This window comes from Kribbella voronezhensis, from assembly GCF_004365175.1.
GTDB lineage: Bacteria > Actinomycetota > Actinomycetes > Propionibacteriales > Kribbellaceae > Kribbella > Kribbella voronezhensis.
This window is the reverse complement of sequence record NZ_SOCE01000001.1, coordinates 3,275,204-3,291,590: the sequence shown is the minus strand read 5'-3', so window position 1 is coordinate 3,291,590 and position 16,387 is coordinate 3,275,204. Positions and strand designations below refer to the sequence as shown.

Annotated in this window: 15 protein-coding genes; 8 read left to right on the top strand and 7 right to left on the bottom strand. The window is 68.2% G+C overall.

Translation table 11 applies throughout. From position 1 onward, the window contains the following. Positions 1 to 257: 257 nt before the first annotated feature. A complete protein-coding gene (locus tag EV138_RS15025; RefSeq protein ID WP_133979554.1) occupies positions 258 to 1,028 on the top strand; it encodes a hypothetical protein in 771 nt (256 codons plus the stop codon). Between the two features lie 152 nt (positions 1,029 to 1,180). On the opposite strand, the gene EV138_RS15020 is transcribed toward EV138_RS15025, so the two are convergent. The 3 genes from EV138_RS15020 to EV138_RS15010 form a co-directional block, all read right to left on the bottom strand. Next, entirely contained in the window at positions 1,181 to 1,489 is a 309-nt protein-coding gene (locus EV138_RS15020; RefSeq protein WP_133979553.1) for a hypothetical protein, read from the bottom strand. Beyond that, positions 1,486 to 1,686 (bottom strand): hypothetical protein, encoded by a 201-nt coding sequence (locus EV138_RS15015; RefSeq protein ID WP_133979552.1) that lies wholly within the window; start codon positions 1,684 to 1,686, stop codon positions 1,486 to 1,488. The genes EV138_RS15020 and EV138_RS15015 overlap by 4 nt, the downstream gene beginning before the upstream one ends. A gap of 318 nt (positions 1,687 to 2,004) precedes the next feature. Then, complete coding sequence (locus tag EV138_RS15010; RefSeq protein ID WP_166678597.1) at positions 2,005 to 3,222, bottom strand: MFS transporter; 1,218 nt, start codon at positions 3,220 to 3,222, stop codon at positions 2,005 to 2,007. A 65-nt stretch (positions 3,223 to 3,287) separates the two neighbouring features. Between EV138_RS15010 and EV138_RS15005 the strand changes: the two genes are divergently transcribed. Genes EV138_RS15005 through EV138_RS14995 form a run of 3 tightly spaced genes read left to right on the top strand, consistent with a single transcriptional unit; the run spans position 3,288 to position 5,946 of the window. Beyond that, positions 3,288 to 3,713: a helix-turn-helix domain-containing protein gene (locus EV138_RS15005; protein WP_133979550.1), complete on the top strand. Its 426-nt coding sequence runs from the start codon at positions 3,288 to 3,290 to the stop codon at positions 3,711 to 3,713. Between the two features lie 42 nt (positions 3,714 to 3,755). Further along, a complete protein-coding gene (locus EV138_RS15000) occupies positions 3,756 to 4,532 on the top strand; it encodes a GNAT family N-acetyltransferase (RefSeq protein ID WP_133979549.1) in 777 nt (258 codons plus the stop codon). A gap of 31 nt (positions 4,533 to 4,563) precedes the next feature. After that, the gene (locus tag EV138_RS14995) at positions 4,564 to 5,946 is read left to right on the top strand and encodes a purine-cytosine permease family protein (protein WP_238158150.1); all 1,383 of its coding nucleotides are present in this window, start codon (positions 4,564 to 4,566) and stop codon (positions 5,944 to 5,946) included. Positions 5,947 to 6,276: 330 nt separating this feature from the next. Here EV138_RS14995 and EV138_RS14990 read toward each other — a convergent pair whose 3' ends face one another. The 3 genes from EV138_RS14990 to EV138_RS14980 form a co-directional block, all read right to left on the bottom strand. Further along, positions 6,277 to 8,757 (bottom strand): Tex family protein, encoded by a 2,481-nt coding sequence (locus EV138_RS14990; RefSeq protein WP_133979547.1) that lies wholly within the window; start codon positions 8,755 to 8,757, stop codon positions 6,277 to 6,279. Positions 8,758 to 8,977: 220 nt separating this feature from the next. Then, entirely contained in the window at positions 8,978 to 10,474 is a 1,497-nt protein-coding gene (locus tag EV138_RS14985; protein WP_133979546.1) for a DHA2 family efflux MFS transporter permease subunit, read from the bottom strand. Positions 10,475 to 10,532: 58 nt separating this feature from the next. Then, a complete protein-coding gene (locus tag EV138_RS14980) occupies positions 10,533 to 11,168 on the bottom strand; it encodes a DUF624 domain-containing protein (protein ID WP_238158149.1) in 636 nt (211 codons plus the stop codon). 84 nt (positions 11,169 to 11,252) lie between these two features. Between EV138_RS14980 and EV138_RS14975 the strand changes: the two genes are divergently transcribed. The 4 genes from EV138_RS14975 to EV138_RS14960 all read left to right on the top strand — a co-directional run bounded on the left by EV138_RS14975 (position 11,253) and on the right by EV138_RS14960 (position 15,509). Beyond that, entirely contained in the window at positions 11,253 to 12,323 is a 1,071-nt protein-coding gene (locus EV138_RS14975) for a substrate-binding domain-containing protein (protein ID WP_133979545.1), read from the top strand. A 78-nt stretch (positions 12,324 to 12,401) separates the two neighbouring features. After that, positions 12,402 to 13,679 (top strand): extracellular solute-binding protein, encoded by a 1,278-nt coding sequence (locus EV138_RS14970; RefSeq protein ID WP_238158148.1) that lies wholly within the window; start codon positions 12,402 to 12,404, stop codon positions 13,677 to 13,679. After that, positions 13,676 to 14,617 (top strand): carbohydrate ABC transporter permease, encoded by a 942-nt coding sequence (locus tag EV138_RS14965; protein ID WP_133979544.1) that lies wholly within the window; start codon positions 13,676 to 13,678, stop codon positions 14,615 to 14,617. The genes EV138_RS14970 and EV138_RS14965 overlap by 4 nt, the downstream gene beginning before the upstream one ends. Then, on the top strand, positions 14,610 to 15,509 hold the full coding sequence (locus EV138_RS14960; RefSeq protein WP_112241696.1) for a carbohydrate ABC transporter permease: 900 nt from the start codon (positions 14,610 to 14,612) through the stop codon (positions 15,507 to 15,509). Before EV138_RS14965 ends, EV138_RS14960 begins: the two co-directional genes overlap by 8 nt. Positions 15,510 to 15,814: 305 nt before the next feature. On the opposite strand, the gene EV138_RS14955 is transcribed toward EV138_RS14960, so the two are convergent. Continuing rightward, complete coding sequence (locus EV138_RS14955) at positions 15,815 to 16,381, bottom strand: TetR/AcrR family transcriptional regulator (RefSeq protein WP_133979543.1); 567 nt, start codon at positions 16,379 to 16,381, stop codon at positions 15,815 to 15,817. Between the last annotated feature and the right edge of the window lie 6 nt (positions 16,382 to 16,387).

Sequence of the window (16,387 nt, the reverse complement as noted above, 5' to 3'; positions counted from 1 at the left end):
AATCGGCGGCCGAAAACTTGACGTTCCTCATACCTTCGCCCACTCGACCGGCCGTGGACGGGTGCACCCGGCGGCACCTACTCTGAAAAGCGGTTCCGTGGCCGGGGGTGGCTGCGGCCGCAGCGCAAGGGGGAGGGGAAATTCGATGACGGACGTCTTCGAACATGTCCACGACGACGAGCTCACCGACGAGGACCTGGAGGTTCTCGAGGCACTGGGCGCCGCCGAGGACGCGGACCGGATCCTCGGGCAGTTAGATGCCTGAGGCAAGGATCGTCTGGCGGGGCAAGCAGCTGAACCAGCGGACCGTGGCGATGATCCAGGCCGCGGAGCGACTGGCGAAGTTCCAGTTCACGATCCTGCAGGGGTCGTACAACAAGGGCGGGGTGGCCGCTTCGGCCGGCACGCACGACGGTGGCGGCGCGGTGGACGTGGCCTGCGCGGGCCTCGACCAGGCGCAGCGGCAGGCCGTAGTACGGGCGTTGCGGCAGGTTGGGTTCGCGGCCTGGTTGCGGACGCCCGCGCAGTCGGACTGGCCGTACCACGTGCACGCGGTCGCCCAGGGCGACAAGGATCTGTCGCGCGGCGCGGCCAACCAGGTCGCGGAGTACAGACGCTGCCGCAACGGGCTGGCGAACCGCGGCCGCGACGACGGACCGCCCGGGTACTACGGGATGACGTGGGAGCTGTATCTGCACTACCACCCGAATCCGGTGCCCGGCGTGCAACCGCCACCACCGCCCAACACGACGATCTCGCTGGGAGCGATGGAGTACGCCCGCACCCACGACTCGATGAACGGCGTCTGGGGCGCGGACCGGGCCCAGGTGCTCGCCTGGGCCGCGCACCCGAAGGTCGCGGCGATCAGCCAGGCCGAGACCCGGCCGCCGGCCGGAGTGCCGTGGCATCTGCACTTCCAGCAGATGGTCAAGAAGATCCAGCTCAAGTTCAAGCTGCCGGCGACCGGTGTCTTCACCGCGGCGACCGGGGCCGTCATGCAGCGGTACGGCTACACGATCATCGCCTGAGCTGCCGGCCCGAGACATGACAAGGCCCCACCGGTAGCAGCCGGTGGGGCCTTTTATCCACTACCGCCCGGCATTCCGGTGCAGCTGTGGAGGTGGAGAGCGGAACCGACGCCGATGCAGGGGTCAAGACGTCAGCTCCGCTTGTCTGGGGGTTACCTCGCTTCGACCGCGCGGGCCTGGTGGAACTCGAGCTGCTGCCGCATCCCGGCGGGCGCTCCGACCGCACCGAGGTGCTGAAGACTCGGTACCACGACCGCCCGCACCTCGGTTCGCTTCGCCTCGTCCAGCAGCGCGTAGAACGCGGCGGACTCGGCGGCGTCCCGCTCGGTGTAGACGGTGCCGAGGGTGTAGCCCTCGGTGCTGGCGAACAGGGCCAGCGAGTCGGTGGCCGCGGCCAGCTCCTCCGCGCAGCTCAACGCGTCGGCTCGCACGTAGCCGAGCAACGTCGGGCGGGTGGTCATCGCGACATTTCCGCAGGCGTCGCGGTGGTCACCAGGACGGGCTCGCTGGTCACTCGCAGCGACGCGAACCGGCGGCGCATGGCTTCTTCGTACTGTGCGGCCTGATCCGCGACGGCGGTGTGATCCGCGATCGGGTGGGCGCCGAACCAGACCCGCACGCGGCGGTGCGGTGCGGTGGTCCCGAACGACTCGGTCATCTTCGGTCCTTCGTCTGCAGTGGCGGTTTGCGGATAAGAGAAGAACACCGCAAAAAGCCGGACCGGGGAATAAACCGGCAGGGACCTTAACAGAGGCCTTACGCCGGTTCTGGGCGCCCGCCTGCCGCTGGCCCGGTTACAACGGTGAAACCGCTGGTCAGGACAGATGGGAGCGGTTCCGGCCGGACGAAGGATTTCCTCTGTCAAGAATGTTTGCACCGATTTACCAATAACGATTCGAACACTGCCGTTCTTTCGATGGAGATCAAATTGTCGGACATCCTGGTAACCGCTGGGAGTCGTCCGGACACGGAGCGGTTATCGCGGCTCCGGCGCCTTCGGGCGGATGAGTGCGGCGGGATGCGCCGGTACCGCGAGAAGGGTGATCGGGGCAGCTGTCAGAGCCGAGGCGGCGAGGAGATTGAGAGCCATCGGAAGGCCGATCAGCGTGGTCAAGGCAGGGGCGATCAGAGCGCCGACAATGACGGAGAGTGAATCCATCGCGAAGAACAGGGCCCCGATCCTGGCCAGCATGCCTGCCGGGGTGACGCGTTGGACGGTGGTCTCCGCGGTGATCAGCAGGATGCTGCCTGGAACGCCGATCAGACCGGCGGCGAGTACGGCCTGGTGGACGTTCCGCGCGTTGACGAGAGCGAAGAAGGCGGCCGCTGTGGCGACCTGGGTGACGATCAGGAGATTACGGACGCTCAACCAGGTCGAGGCTTTCGTGCTGATCGCGGCGCCGAGGAGAAATCCCGCGCCGAGGCCGGAGATCAGATAGCCGATCGCGTAGCCGGGTGCGTGGAGCCGTTGGACGATGAGTGGTACGAGCAAAGCGGTGAGTCCGGCGTTGGCGGTGAGAAAGACGCCGTTGCCGGCGAGAATGCCGCGGAGGATCTTGCTTTCGCGGAGGTAGCGAAGGCCGTGCAGGGCTCCGTGTGCTTCGTCGGAGGTTTCGGGCCTTCGGGGCAGCCGCCGGCTGACCGCAGCGATGATTGCCGCTGACAACAAATAGCTGAGGACGTCGACGGCGAGAACGAAGTGAATTCCCGGTCCGGCCAGCAGTACCGCGCCCAGTGGTGGCGCGGCCAGCCGGATGACGCTGCCGGAGAAGGCGGTGAGGGAATTGGCGGCGGCGAGCTCTTCGCCGGTGCCGACAACTGTCGGCGTCAGGGCGCGAGCGGCCGGGCGGAACACGGTGGTGGCGAGGTTCTCGGCGAGGACGGCGACGTAGACGATCCACACCCGCTCGGGCCTGTCCGCGAGCAGGATCGACGCCACCGCGGCCGCGCCGGCGAGATCGGCCAGCCACATGGCCCGGGACAGGTTCCAGCGGTCCAGTACGGCACCCGCCCATGGGCCGATCATCAACGCAGGAAGGGCTTCGAGGGCCAAGGTCAGACCGGTGGCCGCCGCCGAGCCGGTCAAGGCGAACACCTGGACCGGAAGCGCCACGATCAGCAGCCAGGAGCCGATCCCCGAGATCGCGTTGCTGGTCCAGAGCAGCCTGAAGTCGCGGTTCCGGAGGATGGTCACTCGACGGAAAGTATCTTGTGGGGACACTTATTGGCAATAGTGTTCTGTGAAGATAGGATCTTCGCGTGGATGAACTCGAACTGGGCAGCGCGCTCCGGGCACGCCGCAAGGCAGCCGACCGGACGATCGCCTCGGTGGCTGTCGACGCCGGCCTCTCGGTGCCCTACATCGCGAACCTGGAGAACGGTCGCGGCAACCCGACGCTCGCCGCCCTCGACCGCCTCTCCACCGCCCTGGGCGCCACCCTCACGGTCTCCCTGAACGACACGTCCATACCCGCCACCTCCAACGACGCCATCGCCGCCTTGCTGGACGCCTCCCCTCGCGCCACCCAGGTGATCCGCCACCTGGCAGCCACCCACGCCACCACCCGCCCCCCAGTACGAGCCCATTTGATCGCCACCCTCGAGGCCATGACCCCTCTACTCCCCACCACTCCCACCGAGCCCGACCTCCACCGCCTGTTGGACCTGCTCCTCCTGGCCAACTGAACCGCTCGTCGCTTTCGCCGGGGCTTGATCTAGGGTCTTGGGGTGGAGATTGGTGTGCGGATCGCGTCCGCTCAGTTGCAGGGGCGGATCAGGTCGCGGCGGCAGATCGTGGCGGGGCCGTTGGTGGGGTTGCTGCACGACAGTGACCTGTGGTTCTTGTCGGGAGCCGTGGCAGCCGAGCCCGGTACGGCGTTCGACCCCGAAGAGGTGCCTTGGGCGCTCGACACCATCCGCCAAGCGTTCGCCGCCGAGGGGCGCTGGCTCAGTGTCGAACTGATCGAGGAAGCCAGTTTTGGCCTCGCCGATGCGCTCGCCGCGAACGGGATGACCATCGCCGCGCGTCCACCGCTCCTCGTACTCGAGCCGGCCGATCTCGTCCTCCCCGACCTTCCTGAAGGCGTGACTGTTTCAGTAGTGTCCTCGGCCGGGGAGTTGGCCGAGGCGGATGCGGTCGCAGCATCGGCGTACGAGATGGCGCTCGGCGAGCGGTCGTTCCAGCCTGATCCTGCCGACGGCGGGAACGTGCTGGTTCACGTGGATGGAGCACCAGCCGCGACAGCCGCGTGGACGGCCATGGCGGACGGCGTGACCGAGGTGGCCGGAGTCGGCACGCTTCCCTCGCACCGGCGACGCGGGCTCGGCGCGATCGCCACGGCGTACGCGACCCGGCACGCCTTCGAGGACGCCGGCGCCACCCTGGCCTGGCTGACGCCGGGCGACGACGGCGCGGACCGGATCTACCGGCGACTCGGCTACGCGCCGAAGGCGACCGCGGTACACCTCGGCGATCCCGGCGGTCACCTGGAAGATCTACGTTAGAGAACTCGTTGTCGGTGGCAACATGCTCGGCATGAGCAACGGAGTCATCGAGCGGCGCAGCATCGACGTCGTACCGGACAGCGAACGGCACGGTACGCCGATCAGCCAGTTCACCTTGTGGTTCGGCGCGAACATGCAGGTCACCGCCGTCGTCGACGGTGCCCTCGCGGTGGTGTTCGGCGCCGACGCGCTCTGGGCAATCATCGGGCTGCTGATCGGCAACGTCCTCGGCGGCATCGTGATGGCCCTGCACTCCGCCCAGGGACCGCGGCTCGGGTTGCCACAGATGATCTCCAGCCGGGCGCAGTTCGGCGTGTACGGCGCGGTGGTGCCGCTCGTGCTCGTGGTCGTCATGTACCTCGGTTTCGCCGCCACCGGCACGGTCCTCGCGGGCCAGGCGGTGAACAAGATCCTGCACGTGGACGACGCCGCGATCGGGATTATCGTGTTCGGCGTACTGACCGCGGTCGTCGCGACCCTCGGCTACCGCTGGATCCACCGGCTCGGGCGGATCGCGACCGTCTGCGGCGTGATCGGCTTCACCTATCTCGGCATCCGCCTCCTCGTCACCGTCGATGTGGGCGCCCTCTTCGGAGCCAAGCCGTTCACGTGGGCGACATTCCTGCTGGCGATCTCGCTCGGCGCCGGCTGGCAACTCACCTTCGGTCCGTACGTCGCGGACTACTCGCGCTACCTGCCCCGGGACACTCCGGAGCGGACGACGTTCCTCGCCACCTTTCTCGGCAGTGTGATCGGCTCACAGTGGTCGATGACGCTGGGCGCCCTGGTCGCCGCCGGTGGCGCCGGGTTCCTCGCGAACCAGGTCGGGTACCTCGGTTCGCTGGCCGGGCCGAGCGCGGTCGGCGTACTGATCTATCTGGTGATCGTGATCGGCAAGCTCGCGGTCAACTGCCTCAACGCGTACGGCGGCTCGATGACGATCCTGACGACCGTCTCGGCCTTCACCCGTACGGCGGCCTTCCGGCCCGCGGTGCGCGCGGCGTACACGAGTGCTTTCCTGCTCGTCTCCGTGCTGATCGCGATCTTCGCGTCGGCGGACTTCCTGGACAACTTCAAGAACTTCGTCCTGGTCCTGCTGATGGTGTTCACGCCGTGGAGCGCGATCAACCTGACCGACTACTATCTGATCTCCCGCGAACGGGTCGACGTACCGGCCCTCTACGATCCGGCCGGGCGCTACGGCGGCTGGAACCTAGTTGCCCTAGGCTCCTATTTCCTGGGCATCGCCGCCCAGATCCCTTTCCTGGCCCAGAAGCTCTACACCGGCCCCCTCACCGACAAGCTCGGCGGCGCCGACATCTCCTGGCTCGTCGGCCTCACCCTCACGGCCGCCGTCTACTACCCCCTGGCGCGCCGCACCACCACCCCACCCGAGCAAATGATCTACCCCTGACCGCAAGCTGCAACGCAGCATCCGGCCCGAGAGCGGGCGCCATCGCAACGCCGCACCCGGCGCGGGCAATGGCCGGGCACCGCCGTCGCAACGCCGCACCCGGCGCGCGCAGCGGCCGGGCACCGAAACTCCGGCCCCCGCCGGGGCAGGGGCCGGGCGCCGTCGCAACGCCGCACCCGGCGCGCGCAGTGGCCGGGCACCGAAACTCCACGCCCGCCCCGGGCAGTGGCTGGGCACCGAAACTCCACGCCTGCCCCGGGCAGGGGCCGGGCGCCGGAACGCAGACAGCCGGCCCTCTGAGGGACCGGCTGGCTGCTTGTGCAGTGGGTTCTAGCGGACGGTGAAGCCTGCTTTGCGGAAGGCGTCGGCGAGGGAGCCTTCGTCCATCGGGGTCTCCGTCTGCGGGGTGCTTTGACCGCCGCGACCCGCGCCGCCGCCCTGACCGCCGCGCCCGCCGGCTCCTCGGCCCTGACCACCGGAGCCGCCCGGACCGCGTCCGCCTTGACCACCAGGACCGCGTCCGCCGCCCTGACCACCAGGACCGCGCCCGCCCTGACCACCGCGACCGCCGCCGCTCTGGTCGCGGTTGTCGCCTGCTCGGGAGCCGCCGCGGCCCCCGCCGGAGGTAGGAGCGCCTACCTCGTCGTCGAGGCGGAGGGTGAGGGAGATGCGCTGGCGGGGGATGTCCACCTCGAGCACCTTGACCTTGACGATGTCGCCGGGCTTGACGACCTCGCGGGGATCCTTGACGAAGTTCTTCGACAGCGCAGACACGTGGGCGAGGCCGTCCTGGTGGACGCCGATGTCGATGAAGGCGCCGAAGGCGGCCACGTTGGTGACCTGGCCCTCCAGCCGCATCCCCGGCTTCAGATCGGCGATCTTCTCCACGCCCTCGGCGAAGGTGGCGGTCTTGAACGCCGGCCGCGGGTCACGCCCGGGCTTCTCCAGCTCGGCCAGGATGTCCGACACCGTCGGCAGACCGAAGGTGTCGTCGACGAACTGGGCCGGCTTCAGCGTCTTCAGCACCGGCGACCCGATCAGCGACTTGAGCTCCTGCCCGGTCGCCTGGAGGATCCGCCGGACCACCGGGTACGCCTCCGGGTGCACGCTGGAGGAGTCGAGCGGGTCGTCGCCTCCGGGGATCCGGAGGAACCCGGCCGCCTGCTCGAACGCCTTCGGCCCGAGCCGCGGCACGTTCTTCAGCGCGGTCCGCGACTTGAACGGCCCGTTCTGGTCGCGGTGCTGGACGATGTTCTCCGCCAGTCCGGCGGTGATGCCGGACACCCGGGTGAGCAGCGGAGCGGACGCCGTGTTGAGGTCGACGCCGACCGCGTTCACACAGTCCTCGACCACCGCGTCGAGCGAACGGGACAACGAGTTCTCCGGCAGGTCGTGCTGGTACTGCCCGACGCCGATCGACTTCGGATCGATCTTCACCAGCTCGGCGAGCGGATCCTGCAGCCGGCGCGCGATCGACACCGCGCCGCGCAGCGACACGTCCATCCCCGGCAACTCCTGCGAGGCGAAGGCCGACGCGGAGTAGACCGACGCGCCCGCCTCGGAGACGACAGCCTTGGTCAGCTTGAGCTCCGGGTGCTTCGCGATCAGCTCGGCCGCCAGCTTGTCGGTCTCCCGCGACGCCGTACCGTTGCCGATGGCAATCAAGTCGACCTTGTGCGCGGCGGCCAGTGCGGCCAGCTGGGCGATCGACTTGTCCCACTGGTTCTGCGGGACGTGCGGGTAGATCACGCCGGTGGCGGTGACCTTGCCGGTGGCGTCCACGACGGCCACCTTGACGCCGGTCCGGAAGCCCGGGTCGAGGCCCATCGTCGCGCGGGTGCCGGCCGGTGCGGCGAGCAGCAGGTCGCGCAGGTTCGACGCGAAGACGCGGACCGCTTCCTCCTCGGCGGTCTGCCGCAGGCGCATCCGCAAGTCGATGCCCAGATGCACGAGGATCTTGGTCTTCCAGGCCCAGCGAACCGTCTCGACCAGCCACTGGTCGGCCGGACGCCCCTTGTTCTCCACGCCGAACTTGCGCGCGATGGTCGCCTCGTACTCCGACGGGCCCTCGGCCGGCTCGACGCCGGCCGGCTCGGGCTCGACGGTGAGCGTGAGCACGTCCTCCTTCTCGCCACGGAACAGCGCCAGGATCCGGTGCGACGGCATCTTGGTGAACGGCTCGTCGAAGTCGAAGTAGTCGGAGAACTTGGCCCCGTCGGTCTCCTTGCCCTCGCGCACCGCCGAGGCGATCCGGCCGCGACTCCAGAGCCGCTCGCGCAGCTCACCGATCAGGTCCGGGTCCTCACCGAACCGCTCGACCAGGATCGCCCGGGCGCCGTCCAGAGCAGCCTGCGGATCGGGCACCTCGTCATTCACGAACACGGTCGCGGCGGCCAGCGGCGGCACCGACGGGTCGGACAGCAGGCCGTCCGCCAGCGGCTCCAGCCCGGCCTCGCGGGCGATCATCGCCTTGGTCCGGCGCTTCGGCTTGAACGGCAGGTAGATGTCCTCCAGCCGCGACTTGGTCTCCGCGGCGAGGATCGACGCCTTCAGCGCGTCGTCCAGCTTCCCCTGGCTCTCGATCGACTCGAGCACCGTCTGCCGGCGTTCCTCCAGCTCGCGCAGGTAGCGCAGGCGCTCCTCGAGGGTGCGCAGTTGCGCGTCGTCGAGCTCGCCGGTGACCTCCTTGCGGTACCGCGCGATGAACGGGACCGTCGAGCCCTCGTCCAGCAGGCCGACGGCCGCCCGGACCTGGTGCGCGCCGACTGCCAGCTCATCGGCGATCTTCTGCTCGATCGACTGCAAAACCACTGTGCCGCATCCCCTCTACGTCCAGATGACAGACGAGCATTCTGCCCCGCTCGCCGCAGACCACATCCTTCCTTATCGCGGGGACAGCGCACGACCTCCGCCCCCGACCCTGTGGACAAACCCGTACGACGAACGCCCGCCGACTCCCCGTAGTACCGGACAAAGCAGGACTGCGGGCTCCCTCAGAACTGAGGGAGCCCGCAGTACGTCGTACGGATGGTCAGGCGGCGGCCAGTTCCTCGACCTCGGTCTGCGAAGCGGCGGCGGCGTCGGCGGCCGGGCGAGCCGGGCGCATCAGCGTGCAGGCGATCACCACGGCGGCGGCGACGATGACTCCGGCGATCGCGAAGGAGAGGTGGAAGCCGCTGGTCAGTGCGTCCAGCGCGGGCTTGCCGGCCGCGGCCAGGCTCTCGGTACGAGTGGCCGACAGCGTCGCCAGCACGGCCAGCCCGAGCGCGGCGCCGACCTCACCCATGGTCCCGATCAGCCCAGAGGCCAGTCCGGCGTCCTCCGGCTTCACGTCCGCCATCGACAGCCCCATCAGCGCCGGGAAGCAGATGCCGCCACCCAGGCCCAGCAGCGCCAGCACCGGCAGGACGTGGATGAAGTAGTTGCCGTTGACCGGAGCCTGGGTGAACAGAGCCAGGCCGACGACGATCAGCACCAGGCCGGCGATCATCGGACGACGCGGACCGAACCGCATCACGAGCTTCTCCGAGTAGCGGACCGACAGCAGGCCCATCACGACGGTGGTCGGCAGGAAGGCCAGCCCGATCTCCAGTGCGTTGTAGCCGAGCACCCGCTGCAGGTACAGCGAGCCGAGGAAGAAGATGCCGAACATCCCGGAGGCGGACAGCGCCTGGATCAGGTTGGCGCCGGTCAGGTTGCGCGACTTGAAGATCCGCAGCGGGACCAGCGGGTTCGCGGCGGTCGCCTCACGGACGATGAAGCAGGCCAGCAGGGTCAGGGTCAGCAGGCCGAGCGCGATGGTGCGGGGAGCGGTCCAGCCCAGCTCGGCGGCCGGCTTGACGATGGTGAAGACGCCGACCATCAGTGCGGCGGTGATCAGGACGGCGCCCGGTACGTCGGTGCCGCGGCCCATCCCGAGGCCCTTGTCCTTCTCGATCAGCTTGACGGCCAGCACGGCGGTGACGACGCCGATCGGCAGGTTCACGAAGAAGATCCAGTGCCAGTTGATCGCCTGGGTCAGGACGCCACCGGCCAGCAGACCGATCGAGCCGCCGGCGGAGGCGACGAAGGCGTAGACACCGATCGCCTTGGCCTGCTCACGCGGTTCGGGGAACAGCGTGACGATCATGCCCAGGATGACCGCGGAGGTCAGCGCGCCGCCGACGCCCTGGACGAAGCGGGCCGCGACCAGCACCTCCTGCGACTCGGCCAGACCGCAGAGCACGGAGGCGGCGGTGAAGACGACCAGCCCGCTGACGAAGATGTTCCGCCGGCCGAGCAGGTCGCCGAGCCGGCCGGCCAGCAGGAGCAGCCCGCCGAAGGCGATCAGGTAGGCGTTCACGACCCAGGCGAGGCTGGAGCTGGTGAAGCCGAGGTCGTCCTGGATCGCCGGCAGCGCCACGTTCACGACGGTCACGTCGAGAACGATCATCAGCATGCCGGCGCAGAGTACGTAGAGGGCCAGCCAGCGCGAGCGGCCGCCCTGCGCAGCCGGCGTCGTCGCCAGGGATTCGGTCGTCGCGTACATCTTGGTTCTCCTTCTGGTCCGTTGTGGGCCTTACACCCATACGTCGAACCAGCAGGGCTCAGATTGACACGTCCCCGGAATCATTTTTTGGCCGCTTGTCCGTCGTGCGCGAGATCCAGTACGCGAGCAGGGCCGGCACCAGCCCGGAGCCGATGACGAAGAGTGTCGGCAGCCGTGACAGCAGAGCGAACCAGGTGAGCAGCCCGATCACGCCGCCCGCGACTCCCAGCGACCGGCGGAGCAGGAACAAGTTGGCCGAGCGGAACAGGCTGCGCGGCGTACTGTCCTGCGGTGCGTCAGGAAGTACAGCAAGGGTGCTCAGGTAGAGGCCGATGATCATTCCGGTCAGCGGGATGAGGATCGCCAGCGCCACGATCCGGATCGGTCCGTCCGTCGAGGCCCAGAAGAGGAGGCCGAAGGCGAGCGCGATGCTGCCGGCGTACAGGCCTAGTCCGGCGGCCCAGTAGCGGCCGAAGGCCCATTTGAACTGCCGCCAGAACCGCCGCAGCAGCGCCGGGTGCTCCTGCGCCAGCGCCTCGGGCAGCACTCGTTGCAGCGCGAACGCGGCCGGATACAGCGTGACGATCCCGACGCTGCAGACCAGGAACACCAGTTGCAGCATCAGCAGGTCGCCGATCAGCGACAGCTTGGACAGCACCGCATTGGTGCGGCCGACTCCTCCGGCGTCACTCACACAAGTTCCTTCGCATCGGCGAGCACCTCACAACGACATGATCGTATGATCACAAACAATCACACTCGGATAACCGGGGACCGCATGCTTGCACCGGAACGCCACGAGCTCATCCTGCGGAGCCTGCGCCGGCACGGCCGGCTCCGGGTGGCGGAGCTGGCCGCCGAGCTGGGCGTTTCCGCGATCACAGTACGCCGGGACCTCGCCGAGCTGGACCAGGCCGGACTGCTCCGCCGGGTGCACGGCGGCGCGGTCGGCACCAACCCGCTCGGCGCCGGCCAGGGCGCCCAGCTCACCCTCGGCATCGTCGTCCCGAACTCGACCTTCTACTACACCGACGTGATCCGCGGCGCCGAGGCGGTGGCCGAGCGGTACGGCGCTCGCCTGGTGCTGGGCGTCTCCGGGTACGACGTGGCGGTCGAGGCGGAACGGCTCGAGAAGGTGCTCGGCGTCGGTGTCTCCGGGCTGCTGCTGAGCACCGCGCTGGGCGACGGCCGGGCCGCTGAACTCGGCCGGTGGCTGGACGACATCGACGTACCGGTGGTCCTGATGGAGCGCGCTTTCGGGTTTCCGCAGGTGCGGCGGGAGTACGACCATGTCCGCACCGACCACGCGTACGGCGCGATGCTGGCGCTGCGGCACCTGGTCTCGCTCGGGCATCGCAAGATCGGGATCAACCTGAACCCCACCGTGACGACGTACTGGCTCCGGAAGGGGATCGACGAGGCGGCCTCGACGCTCGGGATCGAGCTGTTCGTGTCGGCTGTCGAGTTGCCGGGACGGGGTGACGAACGGACCGCGACCGGCGAACTGGACGCGTTTCTGGACGAATGTGAGGCGTTCGGCGCGCACGCCGTACTGATGCACTCCGACGAGCCGGCAGCGCGGCTGATCGAACGGGCGATGGAGCGCGGCCTGCGGATCCCGCACGAGCTGGCCGTGATCGCCTACAACGACGAGACCGCCGCGATGGCGGTCGTGCCATTGACCGCCGTCTGCCCGCCGAAGCTGACGCTGGGCGAAACCGCCTGCGAACTCCTCCTGCGCAAGGTGAAGCGGGCGCCGGGCGTGACCGCTGCGACCCAGCATGTGAGCCTCTTGCCGGAACTTCGCGTCCGCGAGTCCTGTGGGTCGGCACTCGCTGATCGAATTTGATCATTCGAGCGTCGAGGTATTGACGGGGAAAGCCCTTTCCCATACTTTCGCTGCACTCGTCAGCGAAGGAGTTCCCCTGTGAGACGTGGCGCCAAGAGTGGACTGGTGGTGCTGGCCGCGATACTCGGCCTGGCCGCGAGCAGTTGTGGCAACGGGGTGATCGACAAATCGACGGACGGCCTCCCGCCGGCCGAGGCGACCGGGACGCTGCGGGTGCTGATCCCGTCCTTCCCGCCCAGCACGAAGGGCCGGGCGGAGTTCGACAAGGTCGTCGCGGACTTCCACCGGACCTATCCGAAGATGAAGGTCGAGCCGGACTTCGCGACGTACGCGACCCTGAACGAGAAGATGTCCACCTCGATCGCGGCCGGCATCCCGTACGACGTGATGGTCACCGGCGTCGGCTGGATCCAGCCGTTCGCGTCCAAGCGGATCTTCGCCGACCTCGCGCCGTACGGCGTGACGCCGCAGGTGATCGAGGAGAAGAGCATCGGTGCGCTGGTGCCGGCCGCGACGTACGACGGCAAGCTCTACGCGTACCCCTTGGTCGCCGACGCCCGCGCCGCCGCGCTCCGGATCAGTGCCTTCAAGGAGGCCGGACTCGACCCGGACAAGCCGCCGAAGAGCCTGGACGAACTCAAGGCGGCCGCGGAGAAGCTGACCGTGAAGAACGCCAAGGGCACCATCACCCGGTCCGGCTTCGACATGGCCGCGGCGACCAGTTTCCGGCAGACCTACACCACACTGCTCGCCTCGACCGGCACGAACCTGTACGTCGACGGCCAGCCGAACTACAGCAACGAGAAGGGCCTCGAAACCCTGAACCTGCTGAAGTCGATGGCGAACCACGTCCAGCCCTACGGTCAGCAGAACGCCGCGCAGCAACCCCTCGTGCTCACTGGTGAGGCCGCGATGGGCATCGTCGGCGGTGCGGTCGACTGCTCGGACAAGGGCGTCGGCAAGAAGAACTGCGACGACCTGAAGTTCTTCCGCTTCGACAGCGGTAAGGAGGTCGAGTTCGTCGGCGGCGACCTGGCCTCGATCGGCTCCCGCAGCCGGCACAAGGAGGCGGCCTGGTCCTTCATCCAGTCGCTGACCAAGCCGAGCTCGCTGGACGCGATCGCCAAGCTGAACAAGAAGCTCCCCGCCTACAAGGACGCGGCGAACTCACCGCAGGCGAAGTCGAACCCGCTGAGCAAGTTCGTCGCCGAAGGCCTGCCGCTGGCCATCTACGAAGGCGGTTCGGCCAACTGGCTGGAGATGCGTGCCAACTTCGACTCCCAGCTCACCCAGGCGGTCCTCGGTCAGAAGGATCCCGCCAAGGTGCTGGCCAACCTGGCAGGACAGTCCCGATGAGCGCAACCCTCGAACGCACCGCGCCGACCGTCGCCCCGCGCCGCCTCACTCCGGCCAAGGACAGCCGCAAGCTGATCCGCGGCCAGGTCCGGGCCGGTTGGCTGTTCCTCTCTCCCGCCCTGCTGCACTCCGCGATCTTCATCGTGATCCCAGTGGTCGCGGCGGTGGTACTGAGCTTCACCGACTACAGCTTCGGTGACTCCTGGGCCTGGGTCGGCTTCGGCAACTACGTCGACCTGTTCAAGGACCAGGACTTCCGGGCCGCCCTGGTCAACACGATCCTGTACGCCGTGGTGGTGATCCCCGTCTCGATGGCGCTCTCGCTGGCGGTCGCGATCGGGCTGAACCAGAAGATCAAGGGGCTCGGGTTCTTCCGGACCGCGTTCTACATCCCCACGGTGACCGCGACGGTCGCGGTCGCCACCATCTGGCTGTGGATCTACAACCCGGGCTCGGGGCTGGCGAACGGATTCCTCAGCCTGTTCGGGTTCGCGCCGGGCCGCTGGCTGTCCGACCCGAACACGGCGCTGCCGTCGCTGATGCTGGTCGGCATCTGGCAGGGCCTCGGCACGAAGATCATCATCTACCTGGCCGCCCTGCAGGGCGTTTCCCGCGACCTGCTCGAATCGGCCTCGCTGGACGGCGCGAGCCGCTGGCAGAAGTTCGCCAACGTCACCTGGCCCGCGCTCGGGCCGGTCCAGTTCTTCGTCCTGGTCACCTCGATCGTCGGCACCTTCCAGGTCTTCGACCTGGTCTACGTGATGACGAAGGGCGGCCCCGGTACCGAGACGACGGTGCTGGTGCTGGACATCTATCAGAACGCGTTCCAGGCCCTGCGACTCGGTTTCGCGTCGGCCGAGACGGTGATCATGATGCTGCTGATCGCGATCTTCATCGGGCTGGGACGCCTGCTCCAGAAGGCGGATGTCAATGACTAGCGCAACCGTTACCGCTCCGATCGCGGCGCCATCGGCCTGGCGACCCGGCCGGATCCTGCTGTACGTCGTCCTGACCGTCGGCGCGCTGCTGATGATCACGCCGTTCCTGTGGATGGTGCTGACCGCGTTCAAGAGCGACCTGGAGATCGCCAAGTTCTCCTGGCTGCCGGGCGAACTGCGCTGGCACAACTTCGTCGAGGCGATGCGGACCGCACCGTTCCTGCGGTACTTCCGCAACAGCCTGTTCATCGCGGTCGGTGAGACCGCCTTCACCCTGGCGGTCTGTACGACGGCCGGCTACGCGCTGGCGAAGCTGCCGATCAAGGGATCCAAGGCGCTGCTGAGCTACTTCATCCTGCTGTTGCTGGTGCCGTTCCAGATCATCCTGGTGCCGTTGTTCCTGATCGTGAAGTCGATCCCGCTGTTCGGCGGCAACAACATCCTCGGCCAGGGCGGCATCGGCTGGCTGAACTCCTGGTGGGGTCTCATCATCCCGCTCGGCGCGGCGCCGCTGTTCACGTTCCTGGCCCGGCAGTTCTACGTCTCCGTTCCGAACGAACTGGCCCAGGCGGCACGCGTCGACGGGCTCGGCGAATTCGGGATCTTCTGGCGGATCATGACGCCGCTGATCAAGCCGGCCCTGATCACGATCTGCGTGTTCCAGATCGAGGCGGCCTGGAACGGATTTCTCTGGCCGCTGATGATCACCACGTCGGACACGATGCGGCCGCTGCAACTCGGGCTGGCGATCTTCGCGCAGAATCCGGCCGAGGTGCAATGGCCTTATCTGATGGCCGGGACGGCGCTGGCGACGCTGCCGATGATCGTGATGTTCGTCTTCGCGCAGAAGCGGTTCGTCGAAGGAATGGCCAATGTCGGCATCAAGGGCTGAGCCCGGCGGCGGCTGGAACGGCCGGCCGCGGTAGTCCCCGTCGCAGGTGCTCGCCCCGCCCCGGGCGAGCACCTGCTGGGGCCCCCTCCACAATCACCGGTGGTCCCGAAGAAACACCGGAGCGCCCACTAAGCCCCCCGGCTTGGTCGCTCAACCTTTTATCGTCACAACCTACGGACCGTTACACGTTTCGTTTCTTTTTTCTCGGATTCCCCAGGTTTTCCTGCCAGCTCAACCAATAACCACTCATTCTGCTACCCGGCGAATGCGCGCTGCGACGATCCGTGATCAATTCCGGATTTCCGTCAGGCCAGATGGGCCTGCACGATGCGGGTGATCCATCCGGTCGGGTCGTCGCCCGGGAGGTCGAGGACGTCCAGGGCGTGCGTGGTGCGAAGCGTGGCCAGGCCGTGGAGGTTGGTCCAGAGCGCCAGCGCACGTTCGCGGGCATCGGTCGCCGTCGGCAGGGCTTCCTGGATCAGAGCGGTGACGGTGTCGAAGAGCGGCAGCGAGGTCTGGCGCAGGTTGCCGCCGGCCCCGGCGAGCAGGTCGTGCCGGAAGATCAGTTCGAACATCGCCGGACGCTCCGCCGAGAAGGCCAGGTAGCGCACGCCCAACTGGATCAGCCGCCGATCGGCCGGTACGGCGGTGTCGCTCGCGGCAGGCCCGAGCCGCGCGGCGAGATCGGCCAGCCCGGTCGCCGCGATCGCGGCCAGCAAGGCGTTGTGGGTCGCGAAGTACCGCCGGGGTGCCCCGTGGGAGACCCCCGTACGCCGGGTGATCGCGCGCAGGGTGAGCGCCTCGAGGCCCTCCTCCTCGAGCAACTCGACACCGACCTGGACCAGCCGTTCACGAAGCGGCGCATTCTCCACGGGACC